This window comes from Nocardia sp. NPDC046763 (assembly GCF_040645495.1).
GTDB lineage: Bacteria > Actinomycetota > Actinomycetes > Mycobacteriales > Mycobacteriaceae > Nocardia.
Map to the genome: position 1 here is coordinate 1 of NZ_JBEYYI010000032.1, position 20,521 is coordinate 20,521.

The 20,521-nt window shown below is 64.9% G+C and carries 23 protein-coding genes; 7 read left to right on the forward strand and 16 right to left on the reverse strand.

The features are described from left to right. Positions 1–89: 89 nt before the first annotated feature. Positions 90–788: an Ig-like domain-containing protein gene (locus tag ABZ909_RS36285; RefSeq protein ID WP_357009231.1), complete on the reverse strand. Its 699-nt coding sequence runs from the start codon at positions 786–788 to the stop codon at positions 90–92. 399 nt (positions 789–1,187) lie between these two features. Here ABZ909_RS36285 and ABZ909_RS36290 point away from each other — a divergent pair, with 399 nt between their 5' ends. Next, positions 1,188–1,412 carry a hypothetical protein gene (locus ABZ909_RS36290; RefSeq protein ID WP_357009234.1) on the forward strand — a complete coding sequence of 75 codons (225 nt, stop codon included), beginning with the start codon at positions 1,188–1,190 and terminating at the stop codon, positions 1,410–1,412. Positions 1,413–1,623: 211 nt separating this feature from the next. On the opposite strand, the gene ABZ909_RS36295 is transcribed toward ABZ909_RS36290, so the two are convergent. The 6 genes from ABZ909_RS36295 to ABZ909_RS36320 form a co-directional block, all read right to left on the reverse strand. Then, complete coding sequence (locus ABZ909_RS36295; protein ID WP_357009237.1) at positions 1,624–2,046, reverse strand: hypothetical protein; 423 nt, start codon at positions 2,044–2,046, stop codon at positions 1,624–1,626. Positions 2,047–2,256: 210 nt separating this feature from the next. Continuing rightward, positions 2,257–2,901 carry a TetR/AcrR family transcriptional regulator C-terminal domain-containing protein gene (locus ABZ909_RS36300; protein WP_357009240.1) on the reverse strand — a complete coding sequence of 215 codons (645 nt, stop codon included), beginning with the start codon at positions 2,899–2,901 and terminating at the stop codon, positions 2,257–2,259. Next, positions 2,898–3,713 (reverse strand): alpha/beta hydrolase, encoded by an 816-nt coding sequence (locus ABZ909_RS36305; protein ID WP_357009242.1) that lies wholly within the window; start codon positions 3,711–3,713, stop codon positions 2,898–2,900. The genes ABZ909_RS36300 and ABZ909_RS36305 overlap by 4 nt, the downstream gene beginning before the upstream one ends. Positions 3,714–4,574: 861 nt before the next feature. After that, positions 4,575–5,051, reverse strand: coding sequence for a transposase (locus ABZ909_RS36310; protein ID WP_357009244.1), 477 nt, complete (start codon positions 5,049–5,051; stop codon positions 4,575–4,577). Positions 5,052–5,401: 350 nt separating this feature from the next. After that, a complete protein-coding gene (locus ABZ909_RS36315; protein ID WP_357009247.1) occupies positions 5,402–5,809 on the reverse strand; it encodes a RidA family protein in 408 nt (135 codons plus the stop codon). 55 nt (positions 5,810–5,864) lie between these two features. Continuing rightward, positions 5,865–6,302, reverse strand: coding sequence for a carboxymuconolactone decarboxylase family protein (locus tag ABZ909_RS36320; RefSeq protein ID WP_357009250.1), 438 nt, complete (start codon positions 6,300–6,302; stop codon positions 5,865–5,867). A gap of 80 nt (positions 6,303–6,382) precedes the next feature. On the opposite strand from ABZ909_RS36320, the gene ABZ909_RS36325 reads away from it, so the two are divergent. Then, on the forward strand, positions 6,383–6,949 hold the full coding sequence (locus ABZ909_RS36325) for a MarR family transcriptional regulator (protein WP_357009251.1): 567 nt from the start codon (positions 6,383–6,385) through the stop codon (positions 6,947–6,949). 296 nt (positions 6,950–7,245) lie between these two features. Here the strand turns inward: ABZ909_RS36325 and ABZ909_RS36330 are convergent, their stop codons facing one another. Continuing rightward, positions 7,246–8,136, reverse strand: coding sequence for a class I SAM-dependent methyltransferase (locus ABZ909_RS36330; RefSeq protein ID WP_357009254.1), 891 nt, complete (start codon positions 8,134–8,136; stop codon positions 7,246–7,248). Positions 8,137–8,644: 508 nt separating this feature from the next. Beyond that, on the reverse strand, positions 8,645–9,106 hold the full coding sequence (locus tag ABZ909_RS36335) for a nuclear transport factor 2 family protein (protein ID WP_357009257.1): 462 nt from the start codon (positions 9,104–9,106) through the stop codon (positions 8,645–8,647). 30 nt (positions 9,107–9,136) lie between these two features. Here ABZ909_RS36335 and ABZ909_RS36340 point away from each other — a divergent pair, with 30 nt between their 5' ends. Beyond that, positions 9,137–9,727 carry a TetR/AcrR family transcriptional regulator gene (locus tag ABZ909_RS36340; RefSeq protein WP_357009260.1) on the forward strand — a complete coding sequence of 197 codons (591 nt, stop codon included), beginning with the start codon at positions 9,137–9,139 and terminating at the stop codon, positions 9,725–9,727. Positions 9,728–10,022: 295 nt separating this feature from the next. On the opposite strand, the gene ABZ909_RS36345 is transcribed toward ABZ909_RS36340, so the two are convergent. Next, positions 10,023–10,643 carry a hypothetical protein gene (locus ABZ909_RS36345; protein WP_357009263.1) on the reverse strand — a complete coding sequence of 207 codons (621 nt, stop codon included), beginning with the start codon at positions 10,641–10,643 and terminating at the stop codon, positions 10,023–10,025. An 84-nt stretch (positions 10,644–10,727) separates the two neighbouring features. Here ABZ909_RS36345 and ABZ909_RS36350 point away from each other — a divergent pair, with 84 nt between their 5' ends. Next, entirely contained in the window at positions 10,728–11,378 is a 651-nt protein-coding gene (locus tag ABZ909_RS36350; RefSeq protein WP_357009265.1) for a TetR/AcrR family transcriptional regulator, read from the forward strand. A gap of 334 nt (positions 11,379–11,712) precedes the next feature. Here ABZ909_RS36350 and ABZ909_RS36355 read toward each other — a convergent pair whose 3' ends face one another. The 4 genes from ABZ909_RS36355 to ABZ909_RS36370 all read right to left on the reverse strand — a co-directional run bounded on the left by ABZ909_RS36355 (position 11,713) and on the right by ABZ909_RS36370 (position 15,574). Further along, complete coding sequence (locus ABZ909_RS36355; RefSeq protein WP_357009268.1) at positions 11,713–12,567, reverse strand: TIGR03620 family F420-dependent LLM class oxidoreductase; 855 nt, start codon at positions 12,565–12,567, stop codon at positions 11,713–11,715. Between the two features lie 126 nt (positions 12,568–12,693). Then, positions 12,694–13,518 carry a MerR family transcriptional regulator gene (locus ABZ909_RS36360; RefSeq protein ID WP_357009518.1) on the reverse strand — a complete coding sequence of 275 codons (825 nt, stop codon included), beginning with the start codon at positions 13,516–13,518 and terminating at the stop codon, positions 12,694–12,696. 373 nt (positions 13,519–13,891) lie between these two features. Next, positions 13,892–14,263 (reverse strand): nuclear transport factor 2 family protein, encoded by a 372-nt coding sequence (locus ABZ909_RS36365; protein ID WP_357009271.1) that lies wholly within the window; start codon positions 14,261–14,263, stop codon positions 13,892–13,894. Positions 14,264–14,671: 408 nt separating this feature from the next. Further along, positions 14,672–15,574, reverse strand: coding sequence for a LysR family transcriptional regulator (locus ABZ909_RS36370; RefSeq protein ID WP_357009273.1), 903 nt, complete (start codon positions 15,572–15,574; stop codon positions 14,672–14,674). Here ABZ909_RS36370 and ABZ909_RS36375 point away from each other — a divergent pair. Both ABZ909_RS36375 and ABZ909_RS36380 read left to right on the forward strand, forming a co-directional pair. After that, positions 15,492–16,310: an SDR family oxidoreductase gene (locus ABZ909_RS36375; protein ID WP_357009276.1), complete on the forward strand. Its 819-nt coding sequence runs from the start codon at positions 15,492–15,494 to the stop codon at positions 16,308–16,310. The two genes, ABZ909_RS36370 and ABZ909_RS36375, sit on opposite strands and share 83 nt — an antisense overlap. Continuing rightward, positions 16,307–16,864, forward strand: coding sequence for an ester cyclase (locus tag ABZ909_RS36380; RefSeq protein ID WP_357009279.1), 558 nt, complete (start codon positions 16,307–16,309; stop codon positions 16,862–16,864). Before ABZ909_RS36375 ends, ABZ909_RS36380 begins: the two co-directional genes overlap by 4 nt. Positions 16,865–17,168: 304 nt before the next feature. Here the strand turns inward: ABZ909_RS36380 and ABZ909_RS36385 are convergent, their stop codons facing one another. Together ABZ909_RS36385 and ABZ909_RS36390 are read right to left on the reverse strand one after the other, a co-directional pair. Then, positions 17,169–17,528 carry a hypothetical protein gene (locus ABZ909_RS36385; RefSeq protein ID WP_357009282.1) on the reverse strand — a complete coding sequence of 120 codons (360 nt, stop codon included), beginning with the start codon at positions 17,526–17,528 and terminating at the stop codon, positions 17,169–17,171. 432 nt (positions 17,529–17,960) lie between these two features. Then, on the reverse strand, positions 17,961–19,022 hold the full coding sequence (locus ABZ909_RS36390; protein WP_357009284.1) for an alginate lyase family protein: 1,062 nt from the start codon (positions 19,020–19,022) through the stop codon (positions 17,961–17,963). Between the two features lie 526 nt (positions 19,023–19,548). Here ABZ909_RS36390 and ABZ909_RS36395 point away from each other — a divergent pair. After that, a complete protein-coding gene (locus ABZ909_RS36395) occupies positions 19,549–20,505 on the forward strand; it encodes an acyl-CoA thioesterase domain-containing protein (RefSeq protein WP_357009286.1) in 957 nt (318 codons plus the stop codon). The last annotated feature ends 16 nt before the right edge of the window (positions 20,506–20,521 follow it).

Sequence of the window (20,521 nt, forward strand, 5' to 3'; positions counted from 1 at the left end):
GCCATGCAACACCGCACCGACAACCTCCTCGACGGCTTCCTCGCCGAAACCGGACTCACCCTCGACTCGGTAACTCCATGAATTCATCCTCAGTAATGCGATGACCCCGCGCTGAGCGAGTTCAGGAGAGGGCCGATGACCGGGATGGAGTTAGCGCTGCCGGTGCCGGTCGGGGTGGCGGTCGCTACCGGGGTGGTGACTATGAAGGTGGCCTGGCCGGCGAATTGACCTGCGCCGGACGGGGTCGTGGTGACCGAGTCGTCGGGGGGCGGGGGTGTGGTGGCGTTGGTGTAGACAGCCGTGAGGTTGTGGGCGCCGAGTGTGGTGGGCGTGAAGGATAATGTCGCCACACCGTTGGTGACGGTGGCTTGGCCCAGATTGACCGTGCCGCCATTGTCATCGAAATAGACGATGCTTCCGGCGGGAAGTGACGCTGCGGAAACGCTGAGCGTATAGGTCATATTCGGGTGGTGGACAAGTCCGTTGATCGTGATGCCCGCCTGGGTCAGGCTTCCGCCAGTAGGCTCTGTCCCAGCAGGTCCGGGTGTTTTCGGAAGCTGGCTCACCGAAGCCCCGGTTCCGGCACGGCTGACGAAATTGCCGCTCGCGTCCCATCCGTCGAACGCGATGCCGTGAGTTCCGGTCGCCGTGGGGTACCAGGTCAACTGAACCTTCCCGCCACTGACCTTCTGCGGACCGCCACCGATGACAACCGCCTGCGTCAAATTGCCCGGGCCGACGAACAGCATGTCGTACAGAAAGACCTGCGAGATCGTGGGATCGCTCACGGTAGCCGTGATCGTATACGCACCCGGATCTCCACCGGCCCCCGGTGTCACGGTTACGTCGATCGCATTCGCCGACGCGGTCGGTGCGGTCAATCCGGAAGTCGCCACGGCTACTGCGGCCCCCACAATCCAGATGCTCGCCCGACGGATTCGTTTGCGCTGCAAGAAGTCTCCCCATTCTTCAGTGGTATGGCCCCGCTGACGCTAACCACCCGATACCCGCATTGTCAAAGGCTTCTATTTCAGTTTCCGGTATGGTCGGCCGATGTTGGCCGAAGGCGAGGTGTTGAGGGTCAGCCCGCAGGGCCTGACCCTCGAAGAGCGCGACACGCAGCGAGCGCTTGACGGTCGGTATGGAGCCCTCGATGTTCGCCGAGAACGATCCGTGCGAACTGGCGGATGAAGGCTGGACGCTTTGATGACGAGTGGGAGGACGACAACTGGTGGGAGATACCGCTGTCGGATGTGCCCAATGTGTGCGACAGCATCGCTCGCCGGCTGGTCGCGGGTCTGCGCCGATCCGGAGTTGGTTCGCCCGCGGAACTAGTCGCGGAGGCGTGGGTGTACGGCGACAGCACGCTGGCGATGTGGCGCATGGATATTCCGGTCAAGTTCGACCGGTAGCGTCGACTTCTCCGGGAGGCATCCGCCCATCGTTCAAGTAATCGCTCATCGGCATTACCGTGCACCGACGACGTTCGGTCCGCGGGCTCAGATGACCCCTGCCCGTTGATCTTCCACACACCCGCGCTGGCCGGTCCGGTCAGCGCGGGTGTGTGGCATGAGAGCTCACTCGCCCTAGCTGTAGCCAGGCGTCTGGTCTTGGGGGCGTCGGTTATACGGTGATCGCGGCGACTGGGTCGTGGAGTTGGGCGACCAGCTCCAGGACAGCGGGCGGCGCCGCTGTGAGATTGCCGTCGATTCGAAGTTTGCCGCTGGCCGTTGCGAGTTGGCGCTGGTGTTGGGCGGCGGCGATGGCCTCGGGGTTGCCTGCCCAGACGCGCCGCGAGAGCTCATGGTGCGTCGCATAGTCGGCGACTATGCGGATGTCGGCGTCGTCGATGGAGCCGTCGTGGACCTCGAGATTGTTGCCGCGGATGCGGATGAACCAGCTGAGTGTGCCAGCGGGTGTGTTGGCCCGGCCGGGTGGCGGGCTCGTGAGGTCTTCGCAGATGGAGTAGTCGAGTGAGCCGAGATCGTGGCCTTGCAGCAGATCCGTGATGATCGACTTCACGGCGTCGAGCCATTCAGGGCTCATGTATTCGTACATCCCTGCAGGTGCCATCTGAAGGATGGTTCCACGGGTCGGTGGGCTGGTCCTGCGGTGGTTTGCGAAGGCGTGGGCTGTGGTTTGCGAAGCCGGTTTCGTTGGGGCTGTTTGATTTCCGCCACGGTGTGGACGGCATCGCAGCGACGGGCGAACAAGACTGGCCGCTTCGCAATCTCCTTCTAACACAAGAAGAGTGGGCTAAATATCTGTGCGTGCTGATCCCAGATGCTGGGCGAAGCCGTCGAGCATGGCGGCCAGGCCGATGTCGAAGTGGTCGGTGTCGGCGGCGTCCGCGGCGGCGGCGAGCGGGGTGTAGTCGGGAGAATCGGGTGCGGGCTTACGGCTGCGCCCGGTCACCGCAGCCGCCCAGCCCAGGACGTGCCCGATGGCGTATTCGCGCACGCAACGTGCCAGCTGCAAGGCGAGCACCGGGGTGAATCCGGCCGCGCACAGTTGGGCGATCATTTGGTCGCCGATCTCGATGGCGGCACGGTCGCGGACCGGGCGGGTGGCGAACACCGGTACCGCGTGCGGATGATCCTGGAGCGTCTTGCGCAGCCGGTCGGCGTAGCCGGACATCAGGTCGCGCCAATCGGACTGCCATGCAAGAGTTTCGAGGTCCATCTCGGCGAACAACCGGACCGCGACGGCATCGAACAAGTCCTGCTGATCGGTGACGTGACGGTAGGCGGCCATCGGATCCGCGCCGAGCGCCGTCGCCAGTTTGCGCATCGAGAAACCGCCCAGGCCGGTCTCGTCGAGCACCGACAAGGCCACCGCTGCAATGTAATCGCGATTCAACGTGGCCCGCGCCGTCCGCTGTGGGGCACGTTTGCCGGTCATCGGGTCAGCTCCGCGAAGGTCTGCACCAACTGCTGCGCGAACTCGCCGGGATGGGTCTGATACGCGGTGTGCCCGCCAGGGAACTCGACACAGGCGGTTTCGAGCGCGGTGGCGAGCGCCTCGGTGGTGACGAAGTATGGGCGGCCGACGCTGGCGTGGCCGACGGCCGGCCGCCACGGCACCGAAGTCGTTCGCAGCGCGGCAAGATCCGGCTGGTAGTCGAAGATGAAGCCCGGTATTTCCCGCCGCATCAGCAGATCGGTGTTACCGAGCATCCGCATCATCGGCGACGGCGGCCTACCGGTGACCGCGCGCAGGACCGGCGCGACAGCCAGCGCCGCCGAACTTGCTGCAGCCAGCGCCGCCTGCCCGGCCCGCGACCGCAGCGCCGCAGGTAGATCCGGTGCGGTCATTGCCCCGAACGCCGCGAACCCGCGCATCGGACCGCTGTCGACGGTCAGTTGATGGATATGCGTGATCTCCTGTCGCGCCGGATCATTCGCCGCCAGTAGCTGCACCAGTGGCGGTTCGTGCGCGATCGCCGCCCGCACCCGTTCGCCGTGATGGGCGATCAGTTCCACAGTGATGATCGCGCCGCTGCTGTTGCCGAATACCAACGCCCGGTCGATCCGGTAGGCATCGAGAATCGCTACGACGTCCTCGGCCTGCGTCTCTACCGCGATGTCGGCATCCGGTTCGGTGAATTCGCTACGCGAATTGCCGCGCCGATCAAAGGTGATCACCGTGAAGTGGTCGGTCAACAACGGAACCACATGCTCGTACATTGCCGCGTCGCCGCCACCCCCGGACACCAACACCAACCCCGGGCCCGACCCTGCCGACTCCACATACAACCGAGCGCCATTCGACTCGACCGCATGCACTGACCGACCCTGTGCCATACACACCTCCACACGCCTGTCTACGTTGTAGACTTAGTCTACAACGTAGACGCCAGCGTGACGAGACCACCGCCACAGTGGACGGTCGGAACAGCTTCCGACGTAGTCGGCAGATTCAGTGGACGAGCACCATTCGGTCGCGGGCGTTCCTGCGCCGCGGTCGATCTCGTACGGCGGCCTGCCCCGCGCTGGCCGGTTCTGTCAGCGCGGTATGCGCTTAGCTTGTTCTTCTATGGTCGTGTGACTCGTTCGGTTTGGCCTGGGCATGGCCGTCGGGCAGTCTGGTCGGTCGTTTGATGTTTTGCCGACGTCGTAGCGGGTGGCTCGGTGGCGGTTTCGGGAGCCGGGTGGTCGTCCGGGACCCGGTCGCGATGGTTTCGGTGCTCTGGTCGGGCAGGCCAGGTTCGGGCGTAGGTTCCGAAACTCGCGCCGCATGCGCGCCGGGGTCAGTTCCGCTGGGGCCGTGGGCTTCTCCCCGGGTGGCGCAGGTCGGCGGCCAACGGCCGGGCCAGGCGAAGTTGGGTGTGGGCGGCGACGATGAGCCAGGTCCAGCGGTCGGTCGCTTGGGGTGTACGGAGTTTGGGACGGGTCCAGCCGAGGGTCTGTTCGAACAGCCGGAAGGTGTGTTCCAGGTCGAAGCGCCGCAGGAACGCCTGTCAGATCCGGTTGACATCGACGCTGGTGGCGCCGGTTTTTGAAGACCACAGCCAGATCGGTGGTGCGGCACGGTCTTTGGACAGATGCTCGACCTCGAGCCGGACCAAGGTGCCCTCACGAGCGGGAGCGGCCCGTCGTGGTCGAGCCACGCCGAGCGATGGGTGAGCCGGGGGTGGACACGATCCCCCGCCTGTGCCTCGGCTTTGCCGTAGCGGCTGGTCGTGGTGGCCGTCGTAACCATTGGTCGTGGCCAGCTGGCAGGATCGGCGAATCGGAATTCCGTGCCGTGTTTGGGTGGCCGCCCGCCCTTGGGGTCGTAGGTGCGGGGGTGGTTTCGGCTGCCGCATCACCCGATCCGACCGCAGCCGGCCCACCATTTCGACCCGGCGAACACGCCGCGTCCGACCGCAGCCACGCAGGCACGTCCACCGCCGACACCGACGGGCCATCCGGAAACCGAGGCAAACCGCTGCCGCACAACAGATTACGCAACCGAACGATATCGATCCGTCCGGCGTTGAGGCCCTCGTACATCGCCCCGTGGCCGCGGCGATGTTCGGTGGTCAACGTCAGCTCCGGCACCGACCGCACCGCCCCGCTGCACCAACACTGCGTCGGTGAGCTCGAACAGCACGTCGTGGCGTGCGGTCAGCCACGCGTAAAACTCCGTGCGCACGCGTGACAGTTCGGCGAACGCTTCCCTCACCCCGCCAGCAACCGGCAGACTCATCCCCACGGCCTCCCTGTCCTGCGAATCCTCAACCAACCCAGCCGGTTCGGTTCCTCCAGGCCATAGAGAACAAGCTGATCGGGACCGCATCAGCACCGCTTCCCGCAGCTGCTCCTAGCGCAACGCGACCGGACATACCTTCTCCGACAGCCACGCGGCCAACCGGTCCTCGTCGGTGCGGGTCCGCATCGCGACACAACTCGGCGACCGGTTACGTAGTCACGGCGGTGGCGGATATCTCGATCAGCCATTCGGGACGGCCGAGGCTGGCGACACCGACCAGGGCACCGGGTTTGATCGGGTTGATGCCCAGCGTGGCTGCTGCGGCTCGGATGCCTTCGGCCAGAGCCGGGTACTTGGATTCGTCCCAGTTGGGAACATAAAATGTCAGATTCACAACGTCATCGAAGGTGGCTTCGGCCGCGGCGAGCGCGATCACCACGTTGCCGAGCGCGCGTTCGGTTTGAGCGATGAGGTCTCCCGAGCCGACGATAGTGCCGTCGAGATCGTGGGCCACCTGCCCGGCTATATGGATGAGTCGCGAACCTGTCGCCACTGAGACGTGGGCGTAGCCGTTTGGGGTGGGCAGCCCTGGTGGGTTGATCGTGGTCACTGGCATCGAAGCCTCCCTCGGGGTGTCAGGCCGTGGTGGTCTGTGGGCCGGAGATCCAGCTTCACCAGGTCCTGCCGGCCTGCTCCCGGATCGTGTGGTTGATCCGGTTGAAGAAGTTGGTGATTGCGATGTTCAGGATGATCGCGAACATCTGCTTCTCGTCGAAGTGGGCGGCAGCAGCCTCCCAGATCTCGTCGGTCACGCCCGGCGAGCCGTCCTGGATCCGGGTGGCGGCCTCGGCCAGCGCGAGCGCTGCCCGCTCCTCCTCGGTGAAGAACGGAGTCTCGCGCCAAGCGACCACGCTGTGCAACCGCTCCTCGGTCTCGCCATGCTTCTTCGCCGACCGGACGCCGGCGAACACACACGGGCTGCAGCCGTTGATCTGGCTGGCCCGCAGATGGACCAGCTCGAGCACGAGCGGGTCGACGCCACCGGCGTGAATCGCCTTGTTGAGATGCTGGATCGCTGTGACCACGTCGGGATTCGCCAGGTTCTTCATACGTGCTTCCATGGGTTCCGCCGTCGACTTGCCGCGTCCCTTTGTGGACTGTGTATGACTCATACATATAAACTAGGACCATGCCGCAAACCGAGTCAAGGCGTCAACACGCCGCCAACGTCCTAGGCGCACTGAGCCTCGTAGTCGCCGACCGGATGAACACCGCCGTCGAAGCGACTGTGATGCTCGGCCCGTCGGCCCCGGCGGCCCTCGCCGCGATGCACGAGTTCCTCGACGGCGGATCGGTCACGCAGCTGAGCTCTATGCTCGGCCTGACTCACTCGGGCACCGTCCGCCTCGTCGACCGCCTCGTCGCCGAAGGCCTCGTCGAGCGCGTCGGAGCACAGGACGGACGGGCTGTCTCCGTTGTCCTGACCCAACGTGGCAGACACACGGCCGAGCGGATACTTCAAACACGCGAGAAGTCATTGGCGAGCGCACTGTCCGCGTTCTCCCCGGACGAGATCGACAATCTTGCGGCGGCGCTGGACACGATGTTGACCACGGTGACCCTCGCCAGAGCCGAGGAACGCTCCGCCCGCACCACCGACCGTCCACAGCCTTGGCTGTGTCGCCTCTGCGACTTCGCCGCGTGCGGCCGTAGCGAGGGAAACTGCCCAGTCAACAACGTACTTCACAACCAGTAATAAGAACGCTGCAACGGTCTTCTCCATCGGACGCTCCACCGTCTACCGCGTCCTCGACCACATCAAGACTCGGAGCACATGATGAGACGAAGGCCGCCTGCCTTTCCGGCGAACGATCAAGCAACCCAGGCGGTTTGAAACCCGAGGTTGAAGAACAAGCTTAGAACATGTTTCATTTCCTGCTGGAGGTCATTCAGATCCAGTCGCCACGTGCTCAACTCGGCATGATGGGTGCGTTCGGCCGGGGCTCGGCTGGCCGGTCCGAACAGCCTTGTGAGCGGCAAGAGCGTGAATCCTCAGCGGCTCGCCCGTAGTAGGCGGACTGGGCGCAGTGCCTGGGGTGGTTCGACCTCGAATTCCGAAGATCCATCGAGGTATCCAGCGATGAGGTCCGTGGCGGAGTGGTCTTCGACGTCGGTGAAGCCGAGTGCGCGCAACCGTGCGGCTATGTCGTCAGGAGCGAAATAGCTGAACCAGGGTTCGCCGACAGCTGCCGCTCGATGGGCGCGCGCCTGCAGCTTCGCGCGATCCTCGTCGGTGTCTGCCGCCTGCAGGTAGTCGAAGATCACCTCGACCGGCTCCGATTGACCCGCAATGTATTCGAGGGTAGTGCGGGCGGCGTCGGGAGTCAGATAGAAGACAACACCGAGCCATACGAATACGGCCGGATCGGTCCGGCCGAATCCGGCGGCTTCCAATCGTGTTGCCAGTGTGTCGGTTTCGAAGTCGACAGGCACGAAAGTCAACCGCTCAGGCTGGTCGATACCGGATGCGGCGAGGCGTTGGTGTTTCCACGCTTGGGTAGCGGGATGGTCGACCTCGAATACACGCAGGCCAGGGTGCGGGTTGCGGTAGGCGAAGGTATCCAGGCCCGCGCCGAGGATCACGACCTGTCGCACGCCTGCAGCGACGGCCTCGGCCACACGATCCTCGGCGAAACGGGCACGAGCAGCGAAGAACAGGCGGCGTGGCCGATCACTGACACCCAGCCGCAGGATTCCCGAGCCCGCATCGCTACCGGCACGATCCTCTGCGGGCCGGCCCAATTCGGTCAGCTCATCCACAGTGACACCCAGCAGACGTGCCGCCAGTGGATCGGTAAGAATCCTTGGCCGGTCAGCAATTTGATGATAGGCACGGGCGTAAGCAGTCACGAGCGCTGTCCGGCTGGGTTCCTCATTGTCCATACTCGAGAAGCTACTCACGAACACTTGCGAGCACCCATGAATTCACCCGCATCAGCCACACCCGGGCCGGTTGGGTCGTGGCACCCCCGTGACCGGCGGACCTCCACGACGCCCATGACGATGATCCTTCATCTCGGTGCTTGGGCCATCACATTGGGCATCACGATGTTCGGCCTTGCCGATCACGGGCGTCCGTTGAACGCGATCACCGAGAAGGTCGAATCGGACCAGGTGCGACGCCAACCCGACAGAGTGGAACGCAACGGGCCCAGCCAGCCAGGCCCGTACGGTGTGCAGGCCCCTCGGAGTACCCGGTACTCGGCTAGTAGCGGACGTTCCGCCGGCCTCGGATCGGTACGGCCAGTTGATCTTCCGATGTCCGGCGCTGGCCGGTTCGGTAAGCGCGGTATGCGGCTACTTATTGTGCGTTCGTTGCGCCTCTGATCGCGGTCCGGGCGAATCGCGGGTGTGTCGGACGTTCCGGCACAACGATGACGGTCCGTCGTCGTTAGCGATCGGAAACATCATCTGGTGCTGCATCTTTCGGCTGAGGCAGGTCGCGCGTGATGGCGTCGACCCGGTGCAGTCGACCGTCCGGGGCGAGATCACCGAACATGTATACCTCGGTGACGATCATCCGGCCGGTGCGCATCGTGGCGGTGACGGTGTAGCGGGCGGCGACACGATCGCCCGAAGCGATGGTGTCCATGACGTCGACCCGGCATTGGGCCACGTTCTTGCGGCTCGGTTTCGCGTGAGCCACCAACCGGCTCCGGTCCATCGGGTGGCCGTCGCTGCGCCAGACGATATCGGGGGTGTGATACCGATCCACGATGACTTCGGGCGCTTCGGCGCCGAAGGCCATTTCCGCCACATATGCGCTGAGATATGCCGCTAGGTCGCGTCCAGGAAGGGTGATGGAAGTTGCCATGTCCGTACACCTTTCAGATAACTCATACAATACTGTCAAGGTTATGCCCATCCGTTAGAATTGACAAGGATGTCAGAGAAAACGGGTACGCCCCGCCGCCGTAGAAGTGACGGCCTTCGCAGCGCCGAGTCGGTGCTCGAGGCCGCCATACAGATACTCGGTGAGAGACCCGACGCAAGCCTCGAGCACATCGCCGCGGCCGCGAGCGTCAGCCGGCAAACGATCTACGCCCACTTTCCATCCCGCGACGTGCTGATCGAAGCCGCAGTCACCCGCATCACAGCGGAAGTCGTCGCCGACATCGACGCAGCCCGCCTCCATGAAGGCTCGGCAGGGGAAGCCCTACAGCGGTTCCTCGACGTCTGCTGGCACATCATGCAGCGCTATCCGATGCTGCTGCATCTACCTTCGGCCGGTCCGGCCGACGATCACGATGCCCACGCACCGGTACTGGGTCCACTCGAGCAGCTGATCCACCGTGGCCAGGCCACCGGCGAATTCGATCCTCACTGTGCACCCGAATGGCTGTTGACGGCCGTCATGGTGCTCGGCCATGCCGCAGGCTCCGAGGTGTCATCAGGCCGCATGACAGCAGACGCGGCGATCACATCATTTCAGTACAGCGCCCGAAAACTGATCACGGTGCAATCAGTTCGATAGCGCTACCGATAACGAAAGGGCAGGCTCAGCACTCGCTCCGGGTCGCGACCACTCACATGGTCGCCGTCCTGGAATCGGCTGGTTACGGACGTTCCGCCGGCCTCGGATCGGTACCGCCAGTTGATCTTCCGATGCCCCGCGCTGGCCGGTTCGGTCAGCGCGGTATGCGGCACTGCCGGGTGACCGTGCCGCTGCCTGAGATGGTCTCGGCCCGGTGATCCTCGGCTCCGGCGCGCGCCGTCACCCCACCCTTCGACCGCCTGAACACCTGCAAACCAACCTACGATCAGGCCGCTCAGCCTTGGTGGTCGGAACGGTCGGTGCGTCGCCAGCCGGCCACCGCCGCTTCGACGGTGCCCGTGCGCTGCCACTCGGTGACGGCCGACCGGATTCGGTCCTCGCTGATCGCGGTGCGGAGTCGTTGGCGTTCGACAGGGATCGGCTCGAGCGGGGAGCTGGTCTTGCGGACACGCTCGGGGGCGAACGGGAAACCCGTTGCCAGGCCGCGCAATCCGAGCGCAAGTGCCTCGCCGAGCAGGCTCATGCCGATCGATAGCTGGATCGGTCGGACATCTGTGTGCGCACCCATTTCGGTGCCGATGAGGCCGACGCTCGCGCTCACCGCCAGCGAAGCTGCCCAGACTCCAAGGGTCGACGCGGTGTAGCGCTGCCACAGTACGCCGTCCCGGGTGAGCAGTCGGGTCGTGGTGCCGCGCCAGGCGCCGAGGACGAAACCGATGAATAGCGCCAGGCCCGTCCAGGCCCAGTCCAGCGCCGTCGGGTGATGCTTCAGAAGGCCCTGCGCGCCGATGACCAGCAGCGGAATGGGGGGAATCAGTAGGTCTTTTGCGTTGAGGGGTTCGCCGCGGAACCGCCTGACGATCACGAGCAGCACAACGGCGACGACCACGGCCACGACCAGTGGCGTACTCATGATGCCCGTTTATTATATAGCTCAATCATGCTATTTAAGGTAGCTCGATTGTGCTATAAAGACAACATGCCGAAGATCGTGGATCCGACTGAGCGTCGAAAGGCGGTGGCTGACGCGGTGTTTCGCGTGGTCGCGCGGGAAGGGGTGGAGAAGGCCTCGCTGCGCAGGGTGGCCGAGGAGGCCGGACTGGTCGTCGGGTCGGTGCGCCACTACTTCGGCAGTCATGCCGAACTGCTGAGTTTCACGCTGGCCGAGCTCAATCGGCGCGTCACCGATCGGGTGCTGGGGCATCTGGCCGAGTTGCTTCCCGAGAGCATGGTGGTGCCGGAGGTGCCGGGCAGCTATGCCGAGCGGATTCTGGTCGAGTTGCTGCCGCTGGACGAGGCGCGCTTCGAGGAGTCGGCGGTATGGCTGGCCTTCACCACCGCCGCGCGGTCGCGGCCGGAGCTGGCCGAGCTGGCCGCCCAGCCGGTGGCCGGTGCGCGTTCGCTGGTGCACCGAGTCCTGTCGGCTATGGCGGAGGCAGGGGTCCTGCGCGGGGTCGATCTGGAGCTCGAGAGCGATCGGCTCGCCGCGCTGCTGGACGGGCTGGCGCTGGCGGCGGTGGTGGATCCGGCTCGACGCGATCCGAACGCGATGCGAGCGGTGCTGCGGTTGCATTTGGCCAGTCTGGTGGGCCTACGACCGAAGGCGGGCGCATGCGGGCCGGTTCGATGAGGTGGACGAGGGTGCGGCCGAGCCGGTCCAGAATGCACGGAACTCGGCAGTAACGGACGTTCCGACGGCCTCGGATCGGCACGGCCAGTTGATCTTCCGCCGCCCCGCGCTGGCCGGTTCGGTCAGCGCGGCCTGCGACAGAACAGGATGTTGTGTTCTACAACGGTTCTCGTCGTCACGACTCGCGCGCGCTACACCCGCGGCTCTATTCTTCTGCGGTGCAGTCCAATACCGCCAGGACGTCGGCATCACCGATTTCGTCGAACATGACTACACGGGCATAGGAATCTTCTCTCTGTGCGGACGTTTCGGGTAGTTGGCGTGTGTTCAGGTGTCATTGGGGTCGGTGCTCGGCCAGAATTCGGAAAGCCTCTACGGGCGAAGCAGTGTGGTCCTCGGCCAAGACCTGGATTCCGACGTGGTCCGCCCCGGCGGCTAGGTGCTCGTCGATCTGCTTGTAGATCGTTTCGGGAGAGCCGTGGGCGACAAGGGCGTCGATGAGTGCGTTGCTGCATGAGCCGTCGATATCGGCTTCGGTGAATCCGTGCCGCATCAGGTTTGTGGTGTAGTTGCGCAGGCCGAGGTAGGGATATTGGACGGCGGGGCGGCCGATCCTGCGCGCCTCCTCCACGTCCTCGATCATCACCACCTTATGCTCGGGCGCGAGGAAGACGTTGGCGCCGAGTACTTCTCGGGCGTACCGGGTGTGTGCGGGTACGGTGAGGTAAGGGTGTGCGCCCAGTGTTTTTTCGCTGGCCAGTTTGAGCGTTTTGGTTCCCAGCGCGCCGATCACGATGGCTTCTGGGGGGACGCGGTGGCCGAGGAGCGCGTCGACATAGTCGACCATTTTCTCGTAGGGCTTTTCGTAGGTGTCTCGGCTTTCGGGGTGGCCGAGGCCGATTCCCAGCAGCAGGCGTGGTCCGTGGCGGTCGACGATTCGGTGGTAGTGGTGGGCGATGCTGTGCGGGTCGTCTTGCCACATGTTGACGATCGCGCTGGCGATGATCGCAGTCCGCGTAGCGGCGATCATTGGCTCGAGTAGGTCCATATCGCCGACAGGGTCTGGTCCGATCCCCGCCCAGATCGTTTGGTAGCCAAGATCTTCGAGTTGTGCCGCGTATTCGATACGGGGTGCATCGCCCAGTGCCGGGTTGAGCCATGCCCCGTAGATGCCGAATTGCTCGTACATCCCCGTCGTCCCTTCTTTGGTAGGTGTGCGCGCGCACGTCTGGGTAACCGCGCGGGGTACATGGCTTCGCGCGGTGGAATTGTTCTGCAGTGCTACCGGTTCCGCGGTGGAGTGGCGGGGCCTGACTTACTCGGGCGGCGGGGCGGTGCTGAAGATTGGCCAGCAGATTTCGGTGGCGGTGAACACGGTCAGGTCCGAGGCCGACCCGCCGATGTAGTGTTCGCGGATGGGTCCCTGATGGCTGATGAGGTGCTCGTGAACATACGTTCCCAGGGCCCCGTAGCTGCGGTCGATGCCCTCGTGGCTGCCGGAATGGGTGAGCACCGCAACCTCTGACGGCGGTAACACCTCAGCACGGATATTCTCGGGGACGGCGACCGCCTGCGGTGCAGGTATGAAAAGGGTGGCGTGGCCGCGAGATTCGGTGAACAGGTCTCTGTCGTACAGGCCACCGGGCACCCCCTTCGGATGCACCCCTGCCGCTGAAAATGCGTCGCACAGTTTGTCCAGCCTCGTGGCGAACCAGCTGTCGATCTCGGCAATGTCGATGATTTCGCCGATCGACCATACGGCGACCGCCGGTTCGTGGCGCAACTCCACGCGGGCAGGGGTTTGTACTGGCGTAAGTAACTCGCGTAGCGCGCCCACGGTGTCACGAGTCTGCTGCAATTGCTGTTCCATCTGTTCGAGATGCGTGGTGATTATCTCGGTCCGGGTTTGGGCGTCGTTGGTGCTCAGCAACGCTTTGATGTCGGGGATGGACATGTCCAGAGCCCGGAATCGTCGGATGATATGCGCGTTGTCGACCTGGCTGGTGTCGTAGTACCGGTAGCCGGTGTGGGCGTCGATGTGGGCGGGTTCGAGGATGCCGATGTCGTGGTAGTGGCGCAGCGCCTTTCTGCTCAGGCTGGTCATCACCGAGAAGTCACCGATCGAAACCTGTGCGCCCATGGCTTCCTTCCTTTGCGATTTGCCGCCCGCGCGCTCGAGCAAGACCATCGTGCAGCTTCCCCCTACGGGAATGTCAACGCCACGGTGCGATTGGCGAGGGCGCGCCGTCCCGGGAATCCCCAGAACGAACATCATTGCTGTCCCGCCCGCTGCACGGCCTCGGCCACCGCATACGGCCCGGACACGATCTCCCACGTGCGTCCGGCGTCAGCACAGCGGGGCAAGCGTGCACCGCCGCTCGCGCTGGCCCGTACCGTCGGCCATCGAGTACCCGCGTTCACTGTCTCCTCGAGAACGATGGCCAGGGTACGGACGACGCGCGGACTGATCAGTGCGTCTGCGGTCTGTATAGCCGAAGGTGACTATTTCTGGATCAGTAGCCAGGTTTGTTGCCCAGGATGATCAGTCGGCTGATCCGGTCGCCGGCCAGGGAGAAGTAGAAGGTGAGTACGAGTGGGTCGGGTAGACCTGTCTTGTCGTAGTCGCCATCGACCTCGGCGGAGACGATGTAGTCGCCGTAGTGTTCCTTGGCCTCAACGTATTTGGTGACGACCACGTTGTCGCCAACGCTTTCTTTGTCGGCCCACCGCTTGATCGCATCCGGGCCCCAGAACTCGCGCTGGATGTCGTTGACGAGACCATCGGCAGGAAACGGCGCCGCCATGCCGGAGCCGTCAAGCCGGTTCATCGCTTCGAAGTAACGATGCACTGGCGGAGGCATGTCTGTGGTGGTGATAGTTGACATTGATCTTCTCCTTCAATGAGAGGTGATCGCGGTTGAGGTCGGGTCGTCGTCCCCTGATTGAGCGTGCATGTTTCCCCTACGGGAAGGTCAACCCGTTGCAACGAGCAATCGGGCAGGGAATGGCGAATGCGCTCGCTCGATAGCAGTACAGAAAGTTCTCACCGTGCGATGCCCGCGGCTCATGGCGTGCCGAACCACCCCCCGCTGCGGGCCCGGGCGGGTCCCAGTCGATTCCGTCGAGGACGGCGAAGTTGCGGCCCTCGTCCTGGCCAATCGCGTTGGAGCGGAGACCAAAAACGGTCGGCCCGTTGATCTTCGGGGCCGGCCGTCTGGCCGCTTCGAACCGCGCGGCTCGCGGCATGTGCGGAAGCCCGACAAGCTCGCGGGGGTGCGGAATGGTGTCTGGGGTCAGGTGAGTTTTGTTCTGACTGAAGGGTTCATGGGTACTCCGCGTTCGACGATGTCAGAGACGAAGCGGCGGAGCAGTGGGTCGGCGGGGGTGCCGATGAAGCAGATGAGATCGCGGGACACGATGGGGTGCAGGTGTTTCAGGGTGGCCGGCAGGCCGGGGCCGAGGGCGGTGGCGGGGACCAGTGCGATCCCGAGTCCGGCCGCAGCGAGTTGCGCGGCGGTGGTCGCCTGCCGGGTGCGCATGACGGGGCTGAGCGTGACGCCGTGACCGGCGGCTTGGGCGTCGAGCCAGCCGGCAAGGCCGTTATCGGGGTGGTAGTGCACCAGTGGTTGATCGTGTAGGTCCTCGAAGCTCAGCCGATCACGCTGGGACAAAGGGTGATCGGCGGGGAGGACGGCGACGATCTCCTCGGTGCCGATGAGTTCGGACGCGCCGGTCCAGCGGGTCGGCCGGGGACCGAGGGCCAGGTCGGCCGTTCCGGATTCGATGTGGTGGACGAGGTCGTCGGCGCTCGTGACTTCGGTGAGCACCATCTGTACTGCGGGCTTGCGGCGGAACCAGGTACGAAGCACCGGGGCCAGCAGACTCGCGGTCAGGCTTTCCGCGCATGCCAGCCGCAACTGGCCGCCTTCGCCTCGGGCCACGGCTCGACCGCCATCGACGACGCGAGCGGCGGCAGTCAACGCTGCACGGGCGTCGGCCTCGACGGCGCGGCCGATGACGGTGGCGCGCACCCCGCGCGGAAGTCGTTCGAGGACCGGTGCGCCGATCTCGCGTTCGAGCGCCGCGAGTTGATGCGACAGTGCCGGTTGAGACATGTGCAGCACCGCGGCGGCGTCGGTGATCGACCCTGCGTCCAGGACGGCGATCAGGCATTCCAGGGCCCGCAACGTTGGCATTCGCAAATCCTATGGCATTGATCGAAAACATTCAGTTCGCGAAGGGATTATCAGTTTCCGCCGGGATGCTGAACCGAGCATGACAACACTGCAAGACAAAACGATGGTCATCATCGGCGCCGGATCGGGCATCGGCCGCCGTATCGCCGACGACGCGACAGCCCTGGGCGCTCGAGTGATTTCGGTAGGACGCCCCGAGGTCGACCTGGCCGATGAGGGAACCGTGCACGCCTTGGCGGAGCGCGTCGGCGAGTTGGACTACTTGGTGTCGCTTGCCGCCGACCACGCCAACGGCCCGGTCACCGAATTGGACCACGACGCCGTGCACCGTGCCTTCGACGCCAAGGTGATCGGACCGATCCTGCTCGCCAAACACTTCGCTCCTCGATTCCGCGCGGGTGGTGCGATCCTGCTGTTCTCCGGCGTCGCGGCCTGGCGGCCGACACCGGGTCGGGCGGTGATGGCCACCACCAACGCCGCTGCCGCCGCTCTAGCCGAGGCTCTGGCGGTCGAGCTGGCGCCGGTGCGCGTCAACACGATCTCACCCGGCATCGTCGACTCGGGTGTATGGGATGGTCCCGGCAAGGAGGCGTTCTTCCAGACCGTCGCCGATCGCAATCCGGCACGCCGGGTCGGGACGCCGGCCGACATCTCCTCTGCGGCCCTGCTGGCGCTGACCAACCCGTTCCTCACCGGCGCCACCCTGCATGTCGACGGCGGCGGGAGACTAGCGTGAAGATTGCCCTTTTCGTTTGGGCCACATTGATTCTCGCCGCCTGCTCGACGAACGCGCCGCGCCCGGTCGACCCCGTCGACCGTTCCGGCGACCTGGTCGTGCCTCGGGCGGTGCACATCGATGACGGACTCGGCGCCGATCAGGCCGTACAGGAAGTCCATGTGGCGCAGCTGCTGTACACGTTCTGGAATACCGGGAACGTCGACTACCTCGTCCGGGCGATTACACCGTCATTCCGGGACAACACCCTGCCGCCGGGCCGACCGCAGGGACCGACCGGCCCCGCAGTGGCATCGAAGGCCTTCCGCACCGCTGTCCCCGACCTCACGTGCGAGCTGTCGGATCTGTACCTCACCGGCGATACTCTCACTGCGCGGTTGGTCTTCCGCGGCCACTTCACCGGCGTCTACAACGGTGCTCGAGGTTCTGGCCAGCCTGTCGAATTCAACGCCATCGACCTGCAACATCTCGGCGGCGACCACACCCTGATCACCGAGGACTGGCACATCGAGGATTACCTCACCTTCCTGCACCAGATCGGGCAATCGCCATAACCCTCCTGAGATGCTTCGACATTCATATGTCAAGAAGCACGCTCGACAGTTCGGATGGGTCGCGATCAGAAGGCGCGCGACTCGGCAGATCAGTGCGTTGCCGAGGTCGAGATGATCTCGGCGCGTTGATCTTCCGCCGTGCCGCGTGGCCGCTTCCAACCGCCCGCCTCGCGGCAAGGGAAGAGTGCGTTCGGCAGGCACGCCCAGGGAGCCAGGCATGCTGCATGGTGACATCAGATTTCGCCGATACCAGCGGATCCCAGGCTGGCTGATCGACGTCATAGCTCACCGATGGTTGCCGTGGTCACTGGCCGTAAGAAAACCGAAGATCCGCGAAGAGCAGTTGGTTGAGCCTGCGCCGAAGGTGCCCAATCTTGCTCTGGTCAGGGGCTTCGTCCGGGGTGAGCAACGTGAACTTCAGTAAGGTCTCTCCGTCTGGAACGGCGGTCAGCTCGAAGTGGATCTGATCATTGGGCCTACTCGGCCACGGCGATGACCACACGACGTGGTGAGGTTCCGTCGCGGCGAGGACCGCGGGCTCGACTTCGTCGGGCAGCAGCATGAGCCAGGGGCGAGCGGTCGGCCTTCGCGGCTCGGTAAGCGACTGCCAAACGACGGACGGGGGTGGTGGCAGCTTGCGCGCCCGCGAACCGAACTCGATCACGTCTTCAGCGTAGGACGCCCACGATGATCGCCCTCTTCTCTGAGTGGCGACGCGTTCAGCCGGCGCCGGATGTGTGCGGGGTCCGACCGGTCTGATGGCCTCGGTAACGACGGCCACGGCCATTAGTCTGACGATGTCGACGTCTGCGTCGGCCTCTCCGGTTGCGGCGGCGATGAATCCGTCGCCGTCGTAGCGGGTATGGGGAGGCGTGAGCGCGCGAGAAAGGCCATCGTGTGCGCCTGGATTCCGGATGGCGGCCGAACTCCATCTACGCCTGTTGGTCGATGAGCCGCGGGCCGTGCGTCAGGTCCGTTCCCGAATCCTGGACCTCACGTGGACACCAGAATCGCACTCCTGGACGGGATCTCCGGACACATATCGAGCGAACGCCGTCGAACGATCGACCCTCGCCGTGTGGTCGGCTCTGGCATTTCAGCCCGGATTGTCGGCGTGGGTGAGGGTTTCCCACATGGAGAACATGTCCAGCCCGGCTGGGCGTTGCTTGTCGGTGAGGCGCTCGGTATCGGGGAGGTCCAGGTGCATGCGGTTGTGCAGGGCGTTGTAAGCGACTTCGGTGATCGGGCCGAGTTCGCGTTGTAACTGCCCTCCGCAGAGCCAGGTCGGCATCGGTTGGCCGAGTTGGTATTTCGAATGCAGTTCGAGGGCGACGCGGAGGCGGTCGGCCACTTGGGGGTAGAGGTCGTGTTGTTGGATGCGGCTGGTTTCGGCGATGTGGGCGATGGCCGACAGGCCGTATCCGGTGTGCGCGAAGTCGCGGCAGGTTTCCTGTGCGACACCGTCGACGAGCGTCGATTGGCCCCACCAGTATTTGGTGATCTGATCCGGGGTGGAGGCGTGGGTGCGGACCGAGATCCGCGGTTGCGGACCATCCGAGGTGAGGTAGATATACGCGGGGACGCGATCGAGGTACATCGTTGCCGCCGTGTCGTAGGCGTGGCGATCTTCGAGGAAGACGCCGATGCCCTGGGCGGCCTCGATCATCGACAATTCCCAGTTGCCGTTCGAGGTGGAGCCGGTGATTACCTTGGGCAGGTACACGTTTCGCAGCAGGTCCTGGAATCGAGCCAGATCCGGCCAGCTGCCGGAATAGGTGTAGCGGACGATCTCGGCCGCGCGGGTCCACACCGAGGCCGCCCATCCACTCTGTAGTGGGGCGTTGCTGCCGGTGTGATCGGTGAGCGTCGCCGACCACGCATCCATGACCTGAATCGACTTCCGCGCATAGCGCTCGTCACCGGTCAGATACCACGCCAGCGCGCTGGTGTAGGCGGCGTCGGCGTCGCGCCGCTCATCACTGCACCCGTTGTCGGGATGGTCGTAGGGTCCGCAATCAACGACGGCCCGCGGCTTCGCCACATACCCGAGGCTCGCGTACTGGCTCGCCATCATCGCGTCGAAGGTCCCCTTCCACGGCTGCGCCTGCGCCCGTACCTGCTGCCGCACGAAATCCAATTGCCCCCGCGACTCCAACACTCCCGGATGCACGAACCCCGCGGCGTCGGCGACAACGGTCGACGTCTCCGCCGAATGTGATGTCCCCGAGGGTGATCCGCATCCGATGAGCGAGCCGACGATCACAACGACAGTCAGAGCCAGCCGGAGGGTCCGGACCCGACGATTGACACGAGACGACCTCACCTCATCCCCAATCAGGCAGCATTCGACGACAATTCGGCCGTTCGGGTCCCGATGGGCACGCCTGGATCGACCACGGAGACAGTACACCCGGTCGCCTCCGACCCACGGTGAACGACCGAGCCCGGCCCTCGCGCCCCGCGGGTGGCGATCGCCACCGGCTCGGTGCGGATCGCTCAGGGGCTCGGGCTGACTGGGCTGGCGTGTCAGCGACGAGGTCGGCCCTTCGGTGTCGTGGGCGCGGAGGCAGCGATTCTTGGTGGACACCTTCGCCACCCTCGGCAACGGGTTGCTTCCGGTCCTGGGCAGTCCAACCCGGTTGGCTCCAGGCGAATCCGCGATAATGAGTCGGGAGCATCAGCGCGTGTGGATCGAGCCGAGTATTTGTTACGACGCGATCCACGGGTCGAACACTTCGTCGTGCCGCTCATCGGGAATCGCCGACCGCGCGCTTTCCGGCGTGTGCAAATATTTCGCAATGGCTGGTGGAACGCATATGTGGCCGGTGGTCGACCTGGCAGATCTGCTCGACGTCCTCGATCTGACGGAGGTCGGGGCGGGTCGGTTCCGTGCTCGCAATGTCACCTCGACGCTGCCGACGACGCTCGGCAGTCAGACGCTCGCGCAGGCCGTGGTTGCCGCGGAGCGCACGGTGCCGCAGCTGGCCGTGCAGTCGCTGCACGGTGTCTTTCCGCGGGGTGGGTATGCCGACCGGGACGTCGATGTGGCGGTCGAGGTGGTGCAGTCGGGGCGGGCGCTCGCGACGGTCCAGGTTTCGTTCTCCCAGGAGGGGCGCGAGCACGCGCGGGTGCTGACGATGCTCAGTGCGGAGGAGCCGGACTTCCTCGGCCACGGTGCGCACCTGCCCGAGGGGGTGCCGGGGCCGGAGGAGTGCGAAGAACTGCCGTGTGCGCTGTTGCCTTGGGAGGTACGGACATTCGGCGGAGCGGACGCGCTCGCGGCCGAACTGTCGGGACCACCGGCACTGGATGTGTGGATGCGCTGTGACAAGGCGCCGGATCTGCCCGGCCTTGGTCGCGCGTTGCTGGCGCACGGCAGCGAGGGCTTCCTGGGCCCGGTCGCGATGCGCCCGTACCCGCAAACCGAGATCGCGCGCCGCGGCGGTCGCGGCACGGCCACCATGCTCGCCCAGACCGTCACCTTCCATCGGCCGTTCACGATGCACGACTGGCTGTTGCTGCACTGCGAGAGCCCCTTCGCCGGTGGCAGCCGGATGTACGGCCGCATCCAGATTTTCACCCAGGCCGGTGATCTGGTGGCGTCCGTCTCCGCCCAGGGCCTGATGCGCCAGGCCGGCTGACCAGCCGCCTCGAGCG

Coding starts and splice junctions, on each gene's coding strand:
- ABZ909_RS36290 (WP_357009234.1), top strand. CDS start 1,188: ATGAAGGCTGGACGCTTTGATGACGAGTGGGAGGACGACAACTGGTGG.
- ABZ909_RS36320 (WP_357009250.1), bottom strand. CDS start 6,302: ATGAAGAACCTGGCGAATCCCGACGTGGTCACAGCGATCCAGCATCTC.
- ABZ909_RS36355 (WP_357009268.1), bottom strand. CDS start 12,567: ATGTACGAGCAATTCGGCATCTACGGGGCATGGCTCAACCCGGCACTG.
- ABZ909_RS36350 (WP_357009265.1), top strand. CDS start 10,728: ATGCCGAAGATCGTGGATCCGACTGAGCGTCGAAAGGCGGTGGCTGAC.
- ABZ909_RS36315 (WP_357009247.1), bottom strand. CDS start 5,809: ATGCCAGTGACCACGATCAACCCACCAGGGCTGCCCACCCCAAACGGC.
- ABZ909_RS36360 (WP_357009518.1), bottom strand. CDS start 13,518: ATGGGCGCACAGGTTTCGATCGGTGACTTCTCGGTGATGACCAGCCTG.
- ABZ909_RS36300 (WP_357009240.1), bottom strand. CDS start 2,901: ATGACCGGCAAACGTGCCCCACAGCGGACGGCGCGGGCCACGTTGAAT.
- ABZ909_RS36340 (WP_357009260.1), top strand. CDS start 9,137: ATGTCAGAGAAAACGGGTACGCCCCGCCGCCGTAGAAGTGACGGCCTT.
- ABZ909_RS36370 (WP_357009273.1), bottom strand. CDS start 15,574: ATGCCAACGTTGCGGGCCCTGGAATGCCTGATCGCCGTCCTGGACGCA.
- ABZ909_RS36375 (WP_357009276.1), top strand. CDS start 15,492: ATGTGCAGCACCGCGGCGGCGTCGGTGATCGACCCTGCGTCCAGGACG.
- ABZ909_RS36365 (WP_357009271.1), bottom strand. CDS start 14,263: ATGTCAACTATCACCACCACAGACATGCCTCCGCCAGTGCATCGTTAC.
- ABZ909_RS36325 (WP_357009251.1), top strand. CDS start 6,383: ATGCCGCAAACCGAGTCAAGGCGTCAACACGCCGCCAACGTCCTAGGC.
- ABZ909_RS36295 (WP_357009237.1), bottom strand. CDS start 2,046: ATGAGCCCTGAATGGCTCGACGCCGTGAAGTCGATCATCACGGATCTG.
- ABZ909_RS36330 (WP_357009254.1), bottom strand. CDS start 8,136: ATGGACAATGAGGAACCCAGCCGGACAGCGCTCGTGACTGCTTACGCC.